The organism is Pseudomonas sp. 2(2015) (genome assembly GCF_000955865.1).
Classification (GTDB): Bacteria; Pseudomonadota; Gammaproteobacteria; order Pseudomonadales; family Pseudomonadaceae; genus Aquipseudomonas.
Map to the genome: position 1 here is coordinate 113,259 of NZ_JYOF01000002.1, position 17,222 is coordinate 130,480.

16 protein-coding genes are annotated in these 17,222 nt (G+C 65.0%); 8 read left to right on the forward strand and 8 right to left on the reverse strand.

Annotation, left to right across the window (positions count from 1 at the left end; genetic code table 11):
* The first annotated feature begins 77 nt into the window (after positions 1-77).
* Positions 78-1,484, forward strand: a complete 1,407-nt coding sequence (locus UB48_RS02105; protein ID WP_045193839.1) for an adenosylmethionine--8-amino-7-oxononanoate transaminase — start codon at positions 78-80, stop codon at positions 1,482-1,484.
* A gap of 112 nt (positions 1,485-1,596) precedes the next feature.
* Positions 1,597-2,316, forward strand: coding sequence for a 16S rRNA (uracil(1498)-N(3))-methyltransferase (locus UB48_RS02110; RefSeq protein WP_045193840.1), 720 nt, complete (start codon positions 1,597-1,599; stop codon positions 2,314-2,316).
* Here the strand turns inward: UB48_RS02110 and UB48_RS02115 are convergent.
* The 8 genes from UB48_RS02115 to UB48_RS27915 are packed head-to-tail and all read right to left on the reverse strand — an operon-like array spanning position 2,313 to position 12,531.
* A complete protein-coding gene (locus UB48_RS02115) occupies positions 2,313-2,930 on the reverse strand; it encodes a hemolysin III family protein (RefSeq protein WP_045193841.1) in 618 nt (205 codons plus the stop codon). The two genes, UB48_RS02110 and UB48_RS02115, sit on opposite strands and share 4 nt — an antisense overlap.
* A 55-nt stretch (positions 2,931-2,985) precedes the next feature.
* On the reverse strand, positions 2,986-3,453 hold the full coding sequence (locus tag UB48_RS02120; protein ID WP_045193843.1) for a chemotaxis protein CheW: 468 nt from the start codon (positions 3,451-3,453) through the stop codon (positions 2,986-2,988).
* A complete protein-coding gene (locus tag UB48_RS02125; protein WP_045193844.1) occupies positions 3,446-8,758 on the reverse strand; it encodes an Hpt domain-containing protein in 5,313 nt (1,770 codons plus the stop codon). The genes UB48_RS02120 and UB48_RS02125 overlap by 8 nt, the downstream gene beginning before the upstream one ends.
* Positions 8,759-8,783: 25 nt before the next feature.
* Entirely contained in the window at positions 8,784-10,829 is a 2,046-nt protein-coding gene (locus tag UB48_RS02130) for a methyl-accepting chemotaxis protein (protein ID WP_045193845.1), read from the reverse strand.
* A gap of 15 nt (positions 10,830-10,844) precedes the next feature.
* Positions 10,845-11,399, reverse strand: coding sequence for a chemotaxis protein CheW (locus tag UB48_RS02135; RefSeq protein WP_082075373.1), 555 nt, complete (start codon positions 11,397-11,399; stop codon positions 10,845-10,847).
* Positions 11,396-11,761, reverse strand: a complete 366-nt coding sequence (gene pilH, locus UB48_RS02140; RefSeq protein WP_045193983.1) for a twitching motility response regulator PilH — start codon at positions 11,759-11,761, stop codon at positions 11,396-11,398. The genes UB48_RS02135 and pilH overlap by 4 nt, the downstream gene beginning before the upstream one ends.
* 43 nt (positions 11,762-11,804) lie before the next feature.
* Complete coding sequence (gene pilG / locus UB48_RS02145) at positions 11,805-12,215, reverse strand: twitching motility response regulator PilG (protein ID WP_045193849.1); 411 nt, start codon at positions 12,213-12,215, stop codon at positions 11,805-11,807.
* Between the two features lie 37 nt (positions 12,216-12,252).
* Positions 12,253-12,531, reverse strand: a complete 279-nt coding sequence (locus UB48_RS27915) for a hypothetical protein (protein ID WP_177329128.1) — start codon at positions 12,529-12,531, stop codon at positions 12,253-12,255.
* On the opposite strand from UB48_RS27915, the gene gshB reads away from it, so the two are divergent.
* The 6 genes from gshB (at position 12,530) to pyrR (ending at position 17,219) form a co-directional block, all read left to right on the forward strand.
* Entirely contained in the window at positions 12,530-13,483 is a 954-nt protein-coding gene (gene gshB, locus UB48_RS02150; RefSeq protein WP_045193851.1) for a glutathione synthase, read from the forward strand. The genes UB48_RS27915 and gshB overlap by 2 nt on opposite strands.
* 109 nt (positions 13,484-13,592) lie before the next feature.
* Entirely contained in the window at positions 13,593-14,498 is a 906-nt protein-coding gene (locus UB48_RS02155) for an energy transducer TonB (RefSeq protein WP_038997538.1), read from the forward strand.
* Positions 14,499-14,582: 84 nt separating this feature from the next.
* Positions 14,583-15,566, forward strand: a complete 984-nt coding sequence (locus UB48_RS02160) for an ankyrin repeat domain-containing protein (RefSeq protein ID WP_052676457.1) — start codon at positions 14,583-14,585, stop codon at positions 15,564-15,566.
* 71 nt (positions 15,567-15,637) lie between these two features.
* Entirely contained in the window at positions 15,638-16,207 is a 570-nt protein-coding gene (locus tag UB48_RS02165) for a YqgE/AlgH family protein (RefSeq protein WP_045193852.1), read from the forward strand.
* Complete coding sequence (gene ruvX / locus UB48_RS02170) at positions 16,207-16,638, forward strand: Holliday junction resolvase RuvX (RefSeq protein ID WP_038997540.1); 432 nt, start codon at positions 16,207-16,209, stop codon at positions 16,636-16,638. The genes UB48_RS02165 and ruvX overlap by 1 nt, the downstream gene beginning before the upstream one ends.
* Before the next feature lie 62 nt (positions 16,639-16,700).
* On the forward strand, positions 16,701-17,219 hold the full coding sequence (gene pyrR, locus UB48_RS02175; protein ID WP_010221492.1) for a bifunctional pyr operon transcriptional regulator/uracil phosphoribosyltransferase PyrR: 519 nt from the start codon (positions 16,701-16,703) through the stop codon (positions 17,217-17,219).
* Positions 17,220-17,222: the final 3 nt, after the last annotated feature.

Below are 17,222 nucleotides of genomic sequence, written 5' to 3' on the forward strand. Positions count from 1 at the left end.
CGCACGGGTTGTTCTCGACCGGCGCATTGCATAGGCTTGCGCGGCATGTCCGAGCCGCCGTCGCCAGGAGAATCGAAATGGGCCTCAACCAACAGTGGATGCAACGTGACCTCAAGGTCCTGTGGCACCCCTGCACCCAGATGAAAGATCACGAACAACTGCCGCTGATTCCGATCAAGCGCGGCGAAGGCGTGTGGCTGGAAGACTTTGAAGGCAAGCGCTACCTCGACGCCGTCAGCTCCTGGTGGGTCAACGCCTTCGGCCATGCCAACCCGCGCATCAACCAGCGCATCAAGGACCAGGTCGACCAGCTTGAGCACGTGATTCTCGCAGGCTTCAGCCACCAGCCGGTGATCGAGCTGTCCGAGCGCCTGGTGCAGATCACCCCCGAAGGCCTGGACCGGGTGTTCTACGCCGATAATGGTTCGTCCTGCATCGAAGTGGCGCTGAAAATGAGCTTTCACTACTGGCTGAACAAAGGCCAGCCAGAGAAGAAGCGCTTCGTCACCCTGAGCAACAGCTATCACGGCGAGACCATCGCGGCGATGTCGGTCGGCGACGTGCCGTTGTTCACCGAGACCTACAAGGCGCTGCTGCTCGACACCATCAAGGTGCCAAGCCCCGATTGCTACCTGCGCCCCGAGGGCATGGGCTGGGAAGAGCACTCGCGCAACATGTTTGCGGCCATGGAGCAGACCCTGGCTGAACACCACGCCACGGTCGCCGCGGTGATCGTCGAACCGCTGATCCAGGGCGCCGGTGGCATGCGCATGTACCACCCGGTATACCTCAAGCTGCTGCGCGAGGCCTGTGACCGCTATGGCGTGCACCTGATCCACGACGAGATCGCCGTGGGCTTTGGCCGCACCGGGACGATGTTCGCCTGCGAACAGGCCGGCATCCGCCCGGATTTCCTGTGCCTGTCCAAGGCCCTGACCGGCGGCTACCTGCCGCTGGCCGCGTGCCTGACCACCAACGAGGTGTACAGCGCCTTCTACGACGATTACCCGACCCTGCGCGCCTTCCTCCACTCGCACAGCTACACCGGCAACCCACTGGCCTGTGCCGCGGCGCTGGCGACCCTGGATATCTTCGCGCAGGACAATGTCATCGAGGCCAACAAGGCCCTGGCCCAGCGCATGGCCAGCGCCACCGAGCACCTGGTCGACCACCCGCAAGTTGGCGAAGTGCGCCAGACCGGCATGGCCCTGGCCATCGAGATGGTCCAGGACAAGGCCAGCAAGACCGCCTACCCGTGGCAGGAACGCCGTGGCCTGAAGGTCTTCGAGCACGCCCTGAGCCGTGGCGCCCTGCTGCGCCCGCTGGGCAGCGTGGTGTACTTCCTGCCGCCATACGTGATCACCCCGGAGCAGATCGACTTCCTCGCCGAGGTGGCCACCGAGGGTATCGACATTGCCACCAGCAGCCGCGTCAGCGTGGCAGTGCCGGCTGATTTTCACCCTGATTTCCGCGATCCGGGCTAAAAAAGCATCGCTGGCAAGCCAGCTCCCACAGGGACTGCATGCACCGATCCTGTGGGAGCTGGCTTGCCAGCGATAGCGCCCGCACTGCCAACATATTTTTTAGAGCTAGCCCATGAGACTGTCCCGCTTTTTCATCGACGCCCCCCTGAGCCTCGGCGCCCACGACCTGCCCGAAGCCCAGGCCCACTACATCGGCCGCGTGCTGCGCATGGCGGTTGGCGATGCCGTGCAACTGTTCGACGGCAGCGGCCAGGAGTTTCGCGGCCAATTGCTGGAAGTCGGCAAGAAAACCGTCCGCGTGCAGCTCGACGAAGCCTTCGCCGGGCAAGCCGACTCCAGCCTGCAAGTTCACCTCGGCCAGGGCCTGTCGCGCGGCGAGCGCATGGACTGGGCAATCCAGAAGGCCACCGAACTGGGCGTCAGCGCTATCACCCCGATCGTCAGCGAGCGCTGCGAAGTACGCCTCAAGGATGAACGCGCCGACAAGCGCATGGCTCATTGGCGCCAGGTGGCGATCAGCGCCTGCGAGCAATGCGGGCGCTCCAGCGTACCGGTCATCCACCCGCCACAGCCGCTGGCAGACTGGCTCAAGGCCTGCGACCAGGACCTCAAGCTGGTCCTGCACCCGGTCGCCGAACCCATGGTCAGCCATCAGCAGCCCGCCAGCCTGGCGTTTTTGATCGGCCCAGAAGGCGGCCTCAGCGAGGCCGAAGTCGAGCAGGCCAAGGCCACCGGCTTCCATGCCGCACGCCTGGGCCCGCGCGTATTGCGCACCGAAACCGCGCCAGTCGTGGCCCTGGCCGTCGCCCAGCAGCTGTGGGGCGACTTCTAGAGCACGTAGAAGAACACCGCGATGAAGTGCAGCAGGCTGCCGGCGATCACGAACAGGTGCCAGATGCCATGCCAATGGCGAAAGCGGCTGTCGTAGGCAAAGAAGATGATGCCGATGGTGTAGAACGCGCCACCGGCCGCTAGCCAGGCAAAGCCTGCGGCGCCGAGGCTGGCCAGCAGCGGCTTGACCGCCACCAGCACGATCCAGCCCATCAGCGCATAGATGATGATCGACATGACCCGCGCTTCGGAGCGCGGCTTGATCTCTTGCAGCATGCCGATCACCGCCAGCCCCCAGACCACCCCGAACAGGCTCCAGCCCCAGGGCCCGCGCAGGCTGACCAGGCAGAACGGCGTATAGCTGCCGGCAATCAACAGGTAGATCGACAGGTGATCGAGCTTGCGCATGATCACTTTGGCTTTGCCGCGCACGCTGTGATAAAGGGTCGAGATGCTGTAGAGCAACAGCAGGGTAAAGCCATAGATCGCCAGGCTGACGATCTTCCAGGGGTCGCCTTGCAGGCTCGCCACCACCAGCAGCCAGATGGCGCCGATGCAGGCCAGAACGGCACCGACCAGATGGGTCCAGGCGTTGAAACGTTCACCGTGATACATGCAACAGGATCCTCCTGACTTAAAACAGGTCTCCCATCCTACACAGGCAAATGCTTCAAACCACCCCTGCGTCTACCAACAGTTGCTCCAGCGCGGGCAGGTCCGGCACCCGTGCCACCTGTTCGCCCACCTGTACCGCCGCCAGCTCCAGGCCGGCCAGCGGCACATCGACGTAGTTGAGCTGGCTGTCGAGCTTGCACGAACGCGGAATACCCTGCACCAGCAAGGCGACAAAGCGCAGCGGGCTGTCGCCCAGGGCATTGAGCACGACGATCCGCGCCCGCTCGCCAACCTGCAACTGGCCATCGCAGGCCGACTCGAAACTCAGCAGCGGCAGGCGCTGGCCGCGCCAGTCAATCCAGCCAAGCATCCACTCGGGTGACTCCAGCGCCGGGCTGCCGACCTGAAAGCCGATCAGCTCGGCCACGGCCACGTTGGGCAGTACCAGGCAGCGATCGCTCAAGGGCAGCAGCAGGCCGGTGAGGCTGCTGCGCCGGTTTTGCCGGGCCGGTTGTTCAAGCATCGCGGCGACTCCATTGGGCGATGCTCTGCAGCAGCACCGATTCCTGATAGGGCTTGCCCAGGTAGTCATTGACGCCGATGGCCATGGCCCGGTCGCGGTGTTTCTGGCCGGTACGCGAAGTGATCATGATGATCGGCAGATCCTTGAGCCTGGGGTCGTGGCGGATCTGCGTGGCGACCTCAAAGCCGTCCATGCGCGGCATCTCGATATCCAGCAGGAGAATGTCCGGGCGATGCTCCTGCAGCAGGGCCATGGCATCGACCCCGTCCTTGGCGGTCAGTACGTTCATGCCGTGGCGTTCGAGCAGGCGGCCGGTAACCTTGCGCACCGTCACCGAGTCATCCACCACCATCACCAGCAGCGGCCGTTGCGGCAAGCTGCCATGGCTGTCCCGGCGCAGGCCTTCGCTGCTGTGCTGGTGCAGCGCCAACTGCTGCTGCAAACCGCGCAACTGGCCGAGCAGATCGAGAATCAGCACCACCCGGCCATCGCCCAGCAAGGTCGCCCCGGACAAGCCCTGGACCGCGGCAAACTGCGGCCCCAGGCTTTTGACCACGATCTCGCGGCTGGCCGCCAGGCCATCGACCTGCACAGCGTATTGCTGGTCGTGGGAGTGCACCAGCAGCACCGGCAGCGGCAGGCTCTGGCCCAACAGTTTCGGCTGCGCCGCCCCCTGCAGCAGCTCGCCCAGGTAGCGCAGCTCGTAGCGATGCCCGGCGTACTGGTAATGCGGCGGATCAAGCTGATAGCACGCCTCGAGTTCGGCCGGCGGCACGCGGACGATGCCTTCGATGGTATTGAGCGGAATCGCGTACTGCTCTTCGCCGTAGTGCACCATCAAGCCACGGTTGATCGACACCGTGAATGGCAGGCGAATCAAAAAGCGCGCGCCCTTGCCCGGCTTCGACTCGATCACCATCGAACCTCCGAGCTGCTTGACCTCTTCATGGACCACGTCCATGCCCAGGCCGCGGCCGGAAATCTGGGTGATCTTCTCGGCGGTGGAAAACCCTGGCTGGAGGATGAACTGCATGATCTCGTGGTCACTGAGCACCGCTGCAGGGTCGAGCAAACCACGCTTGATCGCCTTGCGCCGCACGGCTTCCAGCGGCACCCCGGCACCGTCGTCGGTCATTTCAATGACGATGTCGGCGCCTTCATGCAGCAGGTTCAGCGAGATCAGCCCGTGCGCAGGCTTACCCGCTGCCAGGCGCGCCTCGCGCGACTCCAGGCCATGGTCGACGGCGTTGCGCAGCATGTGCTCCAGCGGCGCCATCATGCGTTCCAGAACGCTGCGGTCCATCTCGCCCTCGGCATTGCCGACCACCAGTTCGACCTGCTTGCCCAGCTCGCTGGAGACCTGCCGCACCACCCGCTGCAAGCGCGGCACCAGGCGCTCGAACGGCACCATGCGGGTGCGCATCAGGCCTTCCTGCAGGTCGCTGTTGACCCGCGCCTGTTGCTGCAACAGGCTGTGCGCGTCATGGGCGCGCACGCTCAGGGTTTCCTTGAGGTCGAGCAGGTCGGAGGCCGATTCGAACAACGCCCGCGACAGTTGCTGCAGCTGCGAATGGCGGTCCATTTCCAGCGGGTCGAAATCGTCGTAGGCCTGGCCGTCGCCATCGGCCTGGCGGCTGAGGATGCGCCCCTGGGTTTCGGTATCCAGGCGGCGCAACTGGTCGCGCATGCGCTCCAGGGTGGTTTCCATCTCGTTCAGGGCCACTTGCGCGTCATTGACCTGCTGCTCAATGCGGCCACGGATGATCGAATTCTCTCCGGCCAGGTTGCCCAGGTCATCAAGCAGCTCCGAGGCCACCTTGACCATATCCCCGGCGCCACGCTCAGGGGCGGTCACCGGCAGCTCTGGCGGCGCCGTATCCGGGTGCGCCTGACCAGCAGCGGTATCGGCCAATGCGGCGCTGCTGAAGTTGCGGATGTAGTCGATCAGCGCCGTGGCCGCGTGCAACGGTTGCTGCAGGCGTACTGCATCGAGCATGTGCGCCAGGCGGTCGTGGCAATTCTGCAGCAGGCTGAACAGCGCCGGGCTCGGTTGCAACTGGCCGGCGGCGAGCAGTTCGTAGAGAAACTCCAGTTCATGGGCCAGATCGCCGATCGGCCCGATCTCGACCATCCGCGCACCGCCCTTGAGGGTGTGCAGGTCGCGCAGCAGGTTCTCTACCTCAACGCCATTACGCGGCTCGGCCTGCCAGCGCAGCAAGGCCGCGCTGGAGCTTTCGACCAGGTCCAGGCTTTCTTCGAGGAAGATCTCCAGCAGCTCTTTGTCGCCGGCATCCTGCTGCGCTTCGACGGGTTTATCCACAGGCACCGGCGGCGGCGCCTCATGACGAAACTCGCGCAGCGCCGCCAGCAGCTCTACCTGGGCAGCCGGCACCTGGCCTTGCTGCAGTTGTTCGAGCATCTGCGCCAGTTGCCGGTGGCTGCGCTTGAGCAGGGCAAACAGCTCGGCGCCAGGGCTGAAGCGCCGGTCCACCAAACCTTCGTAAAGCAGCTCAAGCTCTTGTGCCAGCACCTCGAACGCGCCCATGGCGGCCATCTGCGCGCCCCCCTTGAGGGTTTGCAGGTCGCGGGCCAGCGACGACAGCGCCGAGGCGTTGTCGGTATCCAGTAGCCAGCGCGCCAGGGCCTGGTCGGCGCTGTCGAGAATGTCGCTGGCTTCATCGAGAAACAGTTCGAGCATGGCCGGGTCCGGCGCTTGGGCCGCAAGTTCGGCGGTGGCACTGGCAAGCTCGGTGATTGTCCCGCCCTGGCTGCTGACCAGGCCCATGGCCGCTGGGTCGAGGCCTTCGTCAAGCAGCTCGCGCAAGGCCTGCAGGCGTTCCGGACGCGGGTCGACTTCCTGGCCGGCGGCGATCTGGTCGAGCATGTCGATCAGCGCTTCATGGGCGCTTTGCGCCTCGCTGAAGAACCGCGGGCTGACCGCCAGGCTGCTCTCCTCCACGGCGCCATAGAGGTCGAGCAAGGCTTCACAGAGCTCATCCACCTGCCACAGGTCGGCCAGGTGTGCGCTCTGGCCGAGGGTGGTCAGTTCATCAAGCAGGGCATTGAGTTCCTGGCGCTCGCCCGGGTGCTCCTGCCAGCGCAAAAGCAACGATTCGGCGTCGAGCAGGATGTCCATGCCCTGGGCCAGGAAGCTGGCAATCAGTTGCGGGTCGCGCTTGACCCGCAGGCCCTGGCTTGGCGCCTCGAGCAAAGCTTGCAGGCGCGCATCGACCACCTGGTGAATATCGGCGATCAGCGTCGCGGCCCCGGCAATCGGCGCCAGAGGCGCGCTGGAGAGCTGCTGCACGCCACGGCGCAGCAGCGGCTCGGCAGTTTCCAGCAGGTAGATTTCTTCCAGGTCGAAGGCCAGCTGATGGGCCTTGAACTCCCGCGCCAGCAAGTCCAGGGCGCCGGCCAGCTCGGCAATCGGTACTACCCCGGCCATCGCCGCACTGCCCTTGAGGGTGTGCAGGGCACGCTGCAGGTTATCGCTGACCGCCAGCGGCAACTGCTTGTCGGCCTCGTGCAGGAAGGCTTCGAGACTGTCCAGGTGACCCAGGGCTTCGTTGCGAAAGATCTCCAGCAATTGCGGGTCGATGGCTTCGCCGGCCTCGGCCTCGCTGCGCGGATCGTTCATGGCCAGGGCGTGCAGGTGCGCGGCCAGTTGTTCAACCTGCGGATGCGCCGGCGCCAGTGCCTGGGCAAACTCGCCGAGCAAGCCAGGCAGTGTGTCCAGCGCTTGCTGCAAGGCGGCCAGGGGCGCTGCACCGATATCTACCCGGCCCTCGAGCACGCGATTGAGCAGGTGCTCCGCCGCCCAGGCCAGTTCCCCCAGCACCTGGGCGCGGACCATCCGCCCGCTACCCTTGAGGGTGTGCAGACCGCGGCGCAGTTCGATCAGGGCGTCACGATCGGCGCCGTCGGCTTGCCAGCGCGTCCACATCTGATTGAGCAAAGGCAGAAGTTCGTGGGCCTCTTCGAGGAAAATTTCCCGCAGCTCGTCGTCGATTGGTGCTTCTTCATCCGCCGCAACAACAGGCGCTTCCACCAACGCCGGTTCCGGCTCGGGCCGATAACCCAAAGCAGCCAGGCTGTGCTGCGCCGCCTCGAGGAACCGCGAAGGGTTGGCCTGGGGATCGGCAATCAGCCATTGCAGGGAGCATTCACAGGCACTCACGGCCTCGGCCAGGTGGCTCAGGGCTGCAGTATCCGCCAGGGTCTCGCTGCCCAGCAGCTGTGCATGCACGTAGTCGCCGCACTGCCCGATCAACGCCGCTGCGCGCGGCAGCATCAGCATCGCCAGCGCGCCACGCACCTGTTGCAGCAGGCCCGGCACTGGCTGCAGACGCTGCGGCTGCCAGCCGGCGTCGAGGCAATCGCCGATCAGGTCCTTGACCTGCTGCAGCACGGCGAAGGCTTCCTCCAGCACCAGCTGGCGAATCTCCGCCAGGTCGGTGCCCGGCAGCGGGCTCTGGCTGTTCTGCTCCAGCGGCCCGACCATGCCGGCCAGGGTGGCCTCGACATACAACAGCGCGCCGGCGATATCCATCAGCAGCGCATCGGCAGGCTCGCGCTGACCCTGGGCCAGGCTTTGCAGCACCAGCACCTGGTCGATGATCACCCGCCGCGGCTGGCCAAAGCCGAGGACCGCCAGGGTGTCGGCGATCTGGCGCAGCGGCGCCAGTAACGGTTCCAGTTCCTCCAGATGCTGGCGGTCGCCGCGCACGAACTGGTCGAGGCGCTCCTTGACCCGCTTGAGGTCTTCGCACAGGGCGGCGACCACCGAACGCAAGGCATCACGATCGGGCCCGGCCTGCAGGCGATCGCGCCAGGTGCCCAGGTACAGGTCGAGGTTGGCCAGCTCTTCGGCGTCGGCCGGGCTGCTGCTCAGCAGGCTGTCCTGGGCCAGGGCCTGGGCACCGCGCTCGGCACGCAATTGGTTGAGCACTGGCAACACCACCAGCGGCAAGTCGCGGCGGGCGCTGCGCAGGCGCTCCAGGTACAGCGGCAATTGCTCAAGGCCGCGAAACAACGCGCCCAGCGCTTCACCGCGCTGGCTGGCGCGGCCCTGGCGCAAGGCCAGGCCCAGTTGTTCCATTTCTTCGGCGAGCAGCGCCGCGCCGTGCAGTTCGAGCATCAGCAGGCAGCCGCGCACCTGGTGCAGCTGTTCGACAAATCCGTCGAGCACCGCTTCATCGCCGGGCTCGGCGGCAAAGTGTTCAAGGGTCAGGCGTGCCTGGCCCAGGCAGTCGGCGATCGCCCCTCTGACCCAGGCCAGCGCCACCGTATCGTGCCGATCCGCCATAACTGCTCCCATCACCATGATGCCCTCAACGCGGTGGCGTCGGCGGCAGGGTAAAACCGGACACCGAGCGGCGCATTTCACTGGCCATGCGCGCCAGGTTACCGATGCTCTCGGCGGTGGCGGTGGAGCCGGCCGAAGTTTGCGAGGTGATCTGCTGGATCACCGACATGGTATGCGAGATCTGCCCGGCCGAAGAGGTCTGCAGCTGGGCGGCGTCGGAGATACTGTGAATCAGGTCGGCGAGGGTCTGCGACACGCCTTCGATTTCGGCCAGGGCGACCCCGGCATCCTGGGCCAGGCGCGCACCGCGCACCACTTCGGCGGTGGTCTGCTCCATGGAGATCACCGCTTCGTTGGTGTCGGCCTGAATGGTACGCACCAGCGCTTCGATCTGCCGCGTGGCCGACGATGAGCGTTCGGCCAGGCGCTGTACTTCGTCGGCAACCACGGCAAAACCGCGCCCGGCTTCACCGGCCAGCGAAGCCTGGATTGCCGCGTTGAGGGCGAGGATGTTGGTCTGGTCGGCAATGTCGTCGATCAGGCTGACGATATCGCCGATCTCCTGGGACGACTCGCCCAGGCGCTTGATCCGCTTGGCGGTGTCCTGGATCTGCTCGCGGATGTTGTCCATGCCGTTGATGGTGTTGTGCACCACCTCGTTGCCCTTGTTGGCGATAGCCACCGAACGCTCGGCCACCTTGGCCGATTCGTAGGCGTGGGTGGAAACGCGGTCGATGGATTCAGCCATGTCGCCCACCGCCACCGAGGCATCGCTGATCTGCTGGGCCTGGTGCTCGGAGGCCTTGGCCAGTTGGCGCGCGGTGTTCTGGGTGTCTTGCACGGCGGCGGCAACTTCCTCGGCGCTGAGGTTGATGGTCGCCACCAGGTCGCGCAGCTGGTCGATGGAGTAATTGATCGAATCGGCAATGGCGCCGGTGAAGTCTTCGGTCACCGACACGGTTACGGTCAGGTCGCCGTCAGCAAGGTCTTCAATTTCGTCGAGCAGGCGCATGATCGCCTGCTGGTTGCGCTCGTTCTTCTCGGCAGTTTCGTGCAACTGGCGGTGGGTGGTGCGAACCATCACCAGGCCGATGAGAATGATCGACGCCAGCGCCAGCAAACCCAGTACATAGCCGCCGACGGTATCCAGGGTTCGGCCGCCAGCCAGGTTTTCAAACCCGGTGGCCAGGCGCGAGGCTTCATCGAGCAGGGTTTGCGACAGGCCGAAGATGCTCCCGGCGGCTTCGCGCACACGGAACAGCTCAGGCGAGGTTTCAAGAATTTCGTCGACGGAGCCTGCGACAAACTGGAACAGCTCGGCGATCTCGCCCAGGCGCGCGCGGGCGTCCGGATCCTGCACGCGGGTAACCTGGATCGCTTCGTTACCGCCGAGCATGGCCTCGAGTACCTGGCCGAAACGGCTGGCGTCGCGGCCGAAGGCATCGGCGGCCTGCACAGCGGTGTCGTCGCCGGCCAGTACGGTATTCACCGAGCCAAGAATACGCTCGGCCAGCAACGACTGGCGCTGGGCCACGGCCACCTGGCTGGCCGGCGCACCGCTTTGCAGGAGGATCTCGACGACCTTCTCGTATTCCACCTGCAACTGCGGCACGGTTTCGGCCAGGGTCGCGGCGACCTGGTGCAACGACAGCACGGTCTGCTCGCTGGCCAGGATGGTGTCGGTGTTCTTGCGCAGGTTTTCCCAGTCACGCAGCACTGCGTCCATTTCCTTGCGCACCGCCGGCGGCGCAGCGGGCAGGCCGGTGCTGGCATCGCCCTTTTTCAGGTAGCCCCAGCGCTGTTCGAAGTCGTTGCGCGCCTCGCTCAACAGGCGGAAGGCCACGGCCTTGCCGGCCGCCGCTTCAGTGGCGTTCTTGGCGATGCGCTGGGACAGCACCCGCAGTTCGCCGGCATGGCCGATGTACTGCTTGTCGTAGTTGGCCTGGGTGTTGAGGTAGGCGAAGTTGGCGAACAGCAGGATGATCGACAGGATCAGCACCACGAACAGCGCCGCGATCTGCGCGCTGCTGCGGGAACCCTGGGGCGATGGAGCCGTCTTGGTCGTGGTCACGGAGGTGGCATTCCTTTACAGCGCGACATCAAGGAAACCCGGCGCCTGGGCCAGGGCGAAGGGGCTGAAGATCGCCCAGCTGCGCTCACGCTGGAAATGACCCTGGACGAAGGGCGCGGCCGCACTGAGCAACGGCGTTGGCGGCGACAGGTCGAGACTGTGCAGCGGGAAATGCTGCAAACCCAGCACTTCATCGACCAGCAAGCCGGCAAACAACTCGTCATGGTCGAGCACCAGCACTCGTCGCTGCTTGCGCGGTGCCGACAGGCCCAGGGCGAAGAAACCGCAGAGGTCCATCACCGGCAGCAGCCGGCCACGCAGGTTGGCGACACCGCTGACCCAGGGCTTGACCCCGGGGATGCGGCTCAGGCGCGGCTCGTGCAGCACTTCGGCGACTTCGCCCATGGGCGCGACGAACCACTGTTCGGCAATGCGAAAGCCGATGCCGCTCCAGCTTTGCAGGCGGGTTTCCTGCAACGGCAGGTCGGCGGCCAGCAGCCGGCAGCGCCGGTCGATGTCCAGCAGCAGCTCGAAGGCCGTCAGCGACTCGCCCATGGGCTGGGTGGTCAACCTTTGAGCACGTCGTTGAGCTTTTTGATCAGGGTGTCTTCGTCCACCGGCTTGGTCAGGTAGTCCTTGGCGCCCTGGCGCTGGCCCCAGACCTTGTCGGTCTCCTGGTCCTTGGTGGTGACGATGATCACCGGGATATGCGCGGTTTCCGGGTCTTTGCTCAACTGGCGGGTAGCCTGGAAGCCGTTGACCCCGGGCATGACGATGTCCATCAGTACCGCATCGGGCTTTTCGTGGCGGGCCAGGGCTACGCCATCGGCGCCGTTTTCGGCCTTGAGCACTTCATGCCCGTGCTTTTCGAGCATACCGGTCAGTTTGTACATTTCGGTCGGCGAATCGTCGACGATCAGAACTCGGGCCATGCTGTTCCCCATAAGGAATAGACGCCTGCGCGGCGGCGCAACGTCAGGGTGCGTGTTGTTCTTCTGCGGCGAATCCGGGCACATGGGCCTTGATTGCGTCCAGCAGCTCTTCCTTGCTGAAAGGTTTGGTCAAAAATTGATCAGAGCCGACGACACGGCCACGGGCCTTGTCGAACAGGCCATCGCGGGACGACAGGAGAATCACCGGCGTGTCCTTGAAGGTGCTGTTCTGCTTGATCAGGGCGCAGGTCTGGTAGCCGTCCAGACGCGGCATCAGCACGTCGACGAAAATGATCTGCGGCTGGTGGTCGATGATCTTGGCCAGGGCATCGAAACCGTCGATGGCCGTGATGACCTCACATCCTGCTTCACCGAGCAATATCTGGGCGGTGCGGCGAATCGTCTTGGAGTCGTCGATCACCATCACCTTCAATGCCGCGCCGGGCTGTTCCATAATTGCTCTACCATCGCTGCTCGCTATGAGCGGCAAGCTACAAGTTTCTGGCGGCAAGAAAAAGCAGGGTGAACGCGGCGTGCTTTTTCTTGTGGCTTATGGCTTGTGGCTTGCAGCTGGAGACGGCCGTGCAGGCCACGTGCCAGGCCTTTTTAGCACACTCTGGGGGGTGCATTCCATCGGCCCGCGCCGACGCCCGGCGCAGCGCCGCCCAGGATGCGTTTTTCCCTTGACCGCCAGCGCTGCGAGCGCCACCCTGACGCCACTTTTCATTCGAGCCAATGCGGCCCATTGCCGCTGAGAGGATTTTGCCCATGAGCGTTCGCCTCGGGATTGTCATGGACCCCATTGCGCGCATTTCCTATAAAAAGGACAGCTCGCTGGCCATGTTGCTGGCCGCCCAGGAGCGCGGCTGGTCGCTGTTCTACATGGAGCAGCAGGACCTCTACCAGGGCGCCGGCCAGGCCCGCGCACGCATGCGCCCGCTGAAAGTGTTCGCCGACCCGGAGCACTGGTTCGAGCTGGACGCCGAGCAAGACAGCGCCCTGAGCGAGCTGGACGTGATCCTGATGCGCAAGGATCCACCGTTCGACATGGAGTTCGTCTACAGCACCTACCTGCTGGAACAGGCCGAAGCCGCCGGCGTGCTGGTGGTCAACCGCCCGCAGAGCCTGCGCGACTGCAACGAAAAGCTGTTCGCCACGCTGTTCCCGCAGTGCACGCCACCGACCCTGGTCAGCCGCCGCGCCGATATCCTGCGCGAATTCGTCAACCAGCAGGGCGACACCATCCTCAAGCCGCTGGACGGCATGGGCGGCACCTCGATCTTCCGCCATCGCCCGGGCGACCCGAACCTCTCGGTAATCCTCGAGACCCTGACCGGCAACGGCACCCAGCAAATCATGGCGCAAGGCTACCTGCCGGCCATCAAGGACGGCGACAAGCGCATCCTGATGATCGACGGCGAGCCGGTGCCCTATTGCCTGGCGCGCATTCCGGCCTCGGGCGAAACCCGTGGCAACCTCGCCGCCGGCGGCCGTGGCGAAGCCCGCCCGCTGACCGACCGCGACCGCTGGATCGCCGCACAGGTCGGCCCGACCCTGCGCGAGAAGGGCCTGCTGTTCGTCGGCCTGGACGTGATCGGCGAGCACCTGACCGAAATCAACGTCACCAGCCCGACCTGCATCCGCGAGATCGACAACGCCTTCGGCACCCAGATCGGCGTGCAGTTGATGGATGCCATTGATCGCAAGCTCAAGGCGCGCTGACAGCCGACGCGGAGCAACCGCGCAGAGTGGGGTATCATGCCGGTCGTTTTTATGACCTGGGCACCTGCTCTGCCGGTTCCCCCCGGTCTTTGCAGCTGCTGGATACCTGATGACGCTTCCTGCTGACATCCCTGCCGACTTCTCTCCACCCCGCGTACGCCCGGTGGATCGCCTGGGTTTTACCCTGTTCCTGGCAGCGCTGCTGCACCTGGCGCTGATTCTCGGTGTCGGCTTCACCTTCGCCAAGCCCGAAGAAATCCGCCGGACCATGGAAATCACCCTGGCCACCTTCAAAAGCGAGAAAGCGCCGCAGAAGGCCGATTACCTGGCCCAGGACAATCAGCAAGGCAGCGGCACCCTGGACAAGAAGGCGGTGCCGAAAACCACCGAAGTAGCGCCCTTCCAGGACAGCAAGATCAACAAGGTCACCCCGCCGCCGGCCGCCAAGCCCGAAGTACAACCGCAACCGACGCCGCCCAAGGCAGTAGTGGCGACCAAGGCGCCGAAGCCGGAAAAGGTCGAAACCCGACCCAAGGAAGCCAAGCCGCAGCCCAAACCCAAGGCCGCGACCCCGGACTTCGACAGCTCGCAGCTGTCCAGCCAGATCGCCAGCCTCGAAGCCGAACTGTCCAACGAGCAGCAGCTGTACGCCAAGCGCCCGCGCATCCACAGGCTTAATGCCGCCTCGACCATGCGCGACAAGGGTGCCTGGTACAAGGACGAGTGGCGCAAGAAGGTCGAGCGTATCGGCAACCTCAACTACCCCGACGAAGCCCGGCGCCAGCAGATCTACGGCAGCCTGCGGCTGATGGTGTCGATCAACCGCGACGGTTCGCTGTATGAAGTGCTGGTGCTGGAGTCCTCCGGCCAGCCGCTGCTCGACCAGGCCGCCCAGCGCATCGTGCGCCTGGCCGCACCGTTCGCGCCGTTCACCGGCGACCTGGCCGATATCGACCGGCTGGAGATCATCCGTACCTGGCGTTTCGCCCGCGGCGACCGGCTGCAGAGTAATTGATCTAAGGCTCCGCCTGATGGCAAAACAATAGCCATTTTGCGATGATGCGCGCCCGTATATCCCCCTCAAGAAAGGATTCTGTTGATGTCGCGCATCAATTTCGCCCGCAAAACAGCCGCCCTCGGCCTGGCCCTGGCAGCCTGCGTCCTGCCTGCTGCTGCCTTCGCCGACGCCGCCGAGCTGTCGCAGAAGCTGTACAACGAAGTTGGCGAGTACAAGTACGACGAAACCCCGGCGCGCCTGGCCAAGATCCAGGCCTTGCTCGACCAGGGTGCCGATCCGAAAGGCCAGCCAATGTTCCTGGCCGCCTCCTACAAGATCGTCGCGCCGTTCGAGCTGTTCCTGCCAAAGATCGGTGACGTCAACACACCGATCCAGGAAAACGGCGAAACCCTGCTGCTGTTCGTCCTCAACCAGGCCGAGCAATCGAAGGCCTCCGAGGCCGACCTGCGCATGGTCAAGGGCCTGATCAAGGCCGGCGCCGACGTCAACGTGCTGGCCCAGGGCGATTCCGCCACGCCGCTGAACACCGCGGCAGGCAAGGGCTCAGCCGAACTGATCAAGCTGCTGCTGGCTTCTGGCGCCGATGCCAAGGCCGTCCGGCCGAACGGCTTTACCCCATTGACCGGACCGGGTGCCTCGAACCTGGAGGTGATCAAGCTGCTGGTCGCTGCCGGCGCCAATCCCTACCAGGTAACCCTGACCGGCACGACGCCGCTGCACCATGTTTGCGAACGCGCCTTTGAGATGAACGGCCAACCTGACCCACAAGCGGCCGAGCGCATTGCCCTGCTGCTGAAAAAAGGCAGCTCGATCGATGCCTACCACGAGCAGCACGGCACCTTCCCGGTCGGTACGCCGCTGGAAGAAGCCGCCCGCACGGACAACCCAGACTGCGTCGCCGCGCTGATCAAGGCCGGCTCCAGCCTCAAGGCCCCGGCGTTCCCGGAGAGCTACCTGGCCAAGTACCCGCAGGCCAAGCAGCAAACCGTCCAGGAGTACGTGCTGTCGGCCGCTGAAGAGTCGCCAACCCTGTACACCGAAGAAGTGGTCAAGCTGTTCAAGTAACCCCGCAGTAAAGCTGACAAGGTGACGCCAGCACCTTGTCAGCGTGGCCACTCACCGCCACACTATCAGGCATGAAGAACCTCAGCCCGGATTACCTCAAGCATCAGTTCCTGATTGCCATGCCACACATGGCCGACCCGAACTTCGCGCAGACCTTGACCTACATCGTCGAGCACAACGCCAATGGGGCGATGGGGCTGGTGGTCAATCGGCCACAAGACCTCAACCTGGCCGATATCCTCGAACAGCTGCGCCCGGACGTCGAACCGCCGGCCAGTTGCATTCATGTACCAATCTATATGGGCGGCCCGGTGCAAACCGACCGCGGCTTCGTCCTGCACACCAGCGAGCGCAGCTTCCAGGCCACCGTCGAACTCGACGGCCTGTCGCTGACCACCTCCCAGGACGTGCTGTTCGCCATCGCCGACGGCCTGGGCCCGAAACAGAGCCTGATTACCCTCGGCTATGCCGGCTGGGAAGCCGGGCAGCTGGAAGCGGAGCTGGCCGACAACGCCTGGCTGAACTGCCCGTTCGACCCCGAGATCATCTTCGGCATGGCCTGTGAGCAGCGCCTGGCCGCTGCGGCGGCAAGCCTGGGGATCAACCTCAGCCTGCTGACCAGCCAGGCGGGGCACGCCTGATGGCCGAAGTACGTCTACTGCTGGGCTTTGACTACGGCAGCCGCCAGATCGGCGTCGCCGTCGGCCAGGTGATCACCGGCCAGGCCCGCGAGCTGTGCACCCTCAAGGCGCAGAACGGCACGCCGGACTGGGCCCAGGTGGAAAAACTGATCAAAGAGTGGAAACCCGACGCCCTGGTGGTCGGCCTGCCCTTGAACATGGATGGCAGCCCCAGCGAGATGAGCGAGCGCGCAGAAAAATTTGCCCGCCGCCTCAATGGCCGTTTCAACCTGCCGGTCCACACCCACGACGAACGCCTGACCACTTTCGAAGCCAAGGGCGAGCGCATGGCCCGTGGCGGCCAGCGCGGCAGTTACCGCGACAATCCGGTGGATGCCATTGCCGCCGCCTTGCTGCTGCAGGGCTGGCTGGAGGCCAATACCGGGGCCTGAGACCCGATCATCGCATTCAAGCCGGGCCAGCGCACCGCTCCCCGGCCTCTTGAGGAGCAAGCATGAGCCTACCCAATCCCGCCGAACTGATCCGGCAGATGGCCGTCGACCTTCGCGCCCATCTGGCCCGCCGCGCCATTGCCGAGCCGCGTTTCATCGGCATCCGCACCGGGGGTGTCTGGGTCGCCCAGGCCCTGCTCGAAGAGCTGGGCAGCGACGCCGCCCTGGGCACGCTCGACGTTTCCTTCTACCGCGACGACTTCAGCCAGAACGGCCTGCACCCGCAGGTGCGCCCGTCCGACCTGCCGTTCGAGATCGAAGGCCAGCACCTGGTGCTGATCGACGACGTACTGATGAGCGGGCGTACCATCCGCGCCGCCCTCAACGAGCTGTTCGACTATGGCCGCCCGGCCAGCGTGACCCTGGTCTGCCTGCTCGACCTGGATGCCGGCGAATTGCCGATCCGGCCGAATGTGGTCGGCGCCACCCTGTCGCTGGCTGCCCATGAACGGGTAAAATTGACCGGACCCGCACCGCTCGCCCTCGAGCGCCAGGACCTCGCCTCCGCTTCCGCCCTTTAAGAG

What these genes read in the sequence shown, in the direction of transcription:
- gshB (WP_045193851.1), top strand. Translation starts at nt 12,530, where the DNA reads ATGAGCGTTCGCCTCGGGATTGTCATGGACCCCATTGCGCGCATTTCC.
- UB48_RS27915 (WP_177329128.1), bottom strand. Translation starts at nt 12,531, where the DNA reads ATGGGCAAAATCCTCTCAGCGGCAATGGGCCGCATTGGCTCGAATGAA.
- UB48_RS02110 (WP_045193840.1), top strand. Translation starts at nt 1,597, where the DNA reads ATGAGACTGTCCCGCTTTTTCATCGACGCCCCCCTGAGCCTCGGCGCC.
- pyrR (WP_010221492.1), top strand. Translation starts at nt 16,701, where the DNA reads ATGAGCCTACCCAATCCCGCCGAACTGATCCGGCAGATGGCCGTCGAC.
- UB48_RS02105 (WP_045193839.1), top strand. Translation starts at nt 78, where the DNA reads ATGGGCCTCAACCAACAGTGGATGCAACGTGACCTCAAGGTCCTGTGG.
- UB48_RS02115 (WP_045193841.1), bottom strand. Translation starts at nt 2,930, where the DNA reads ATGTATCACGGTGAACGTTTCAACGCCTGGACCCATCTGGTCGGTGCC.
- UB48_RS02125 (WP_045193844.1), bottom strand. Translation starts at nt 8,758, where the DNA reads ATGGCGGATCGGCACGATACGGTGGCGCTGGCCTGGGTCAGAGGGGCG.
- UB48_RS02160 (WP_052676457.1), top strand. Translation starts at nt 14,583, where the DNA reads ATGTCGCGCATCAATTTCGCCCGCAAAACAGCCGCCCTCGGCCTGGCC.
- UB48_RS02120 (WP_045193843.1), bottom strand. Translation starts at nt 3,453, where the DNA reads ATGCTTGAACAACCGGCCCGGCAAAACCGGCGCAGCAGCCTCACCGGC.
- pilG (WP_045193849.1), bottom strand. Translation starts at nt 12,215, where the DNA reads ATGGAACAGCCCGGCGCGGCATTGAAGGTGATGGTGATCGACGACTCC.
- UB48_RS02165 (WP_045193852.1), top strand. Translation starts at nt 15,638, where the DNA reads ATGAAGAACCTCAGCCCGGATTACCTCAAGCATCAGTTCCTGATTGCC.
- pilH (WP_045193983.1), bottom strand. Translation starts at nt 11,761, where the DNA reads ATGGCCCGAGTTCTGATCGTCGACGATTCGCCGACCGAAATGTACAAA.
- UB48_RS02155 (WP_038997538.1), top strand. Translation starts at nt 13,593, where the DNA reads ATGACGCTTCCTGCTGACATCCCTGCCGACTTCTCTCCACCCCGCGTA.
- ruvX (WP_038997540.1), top strand. Translation starts at nt 16,207, where the DNA reads ATGGCCGAAGTACGTCTACTGCTGGGCTTTGACTACGGCAGCCGCCAG.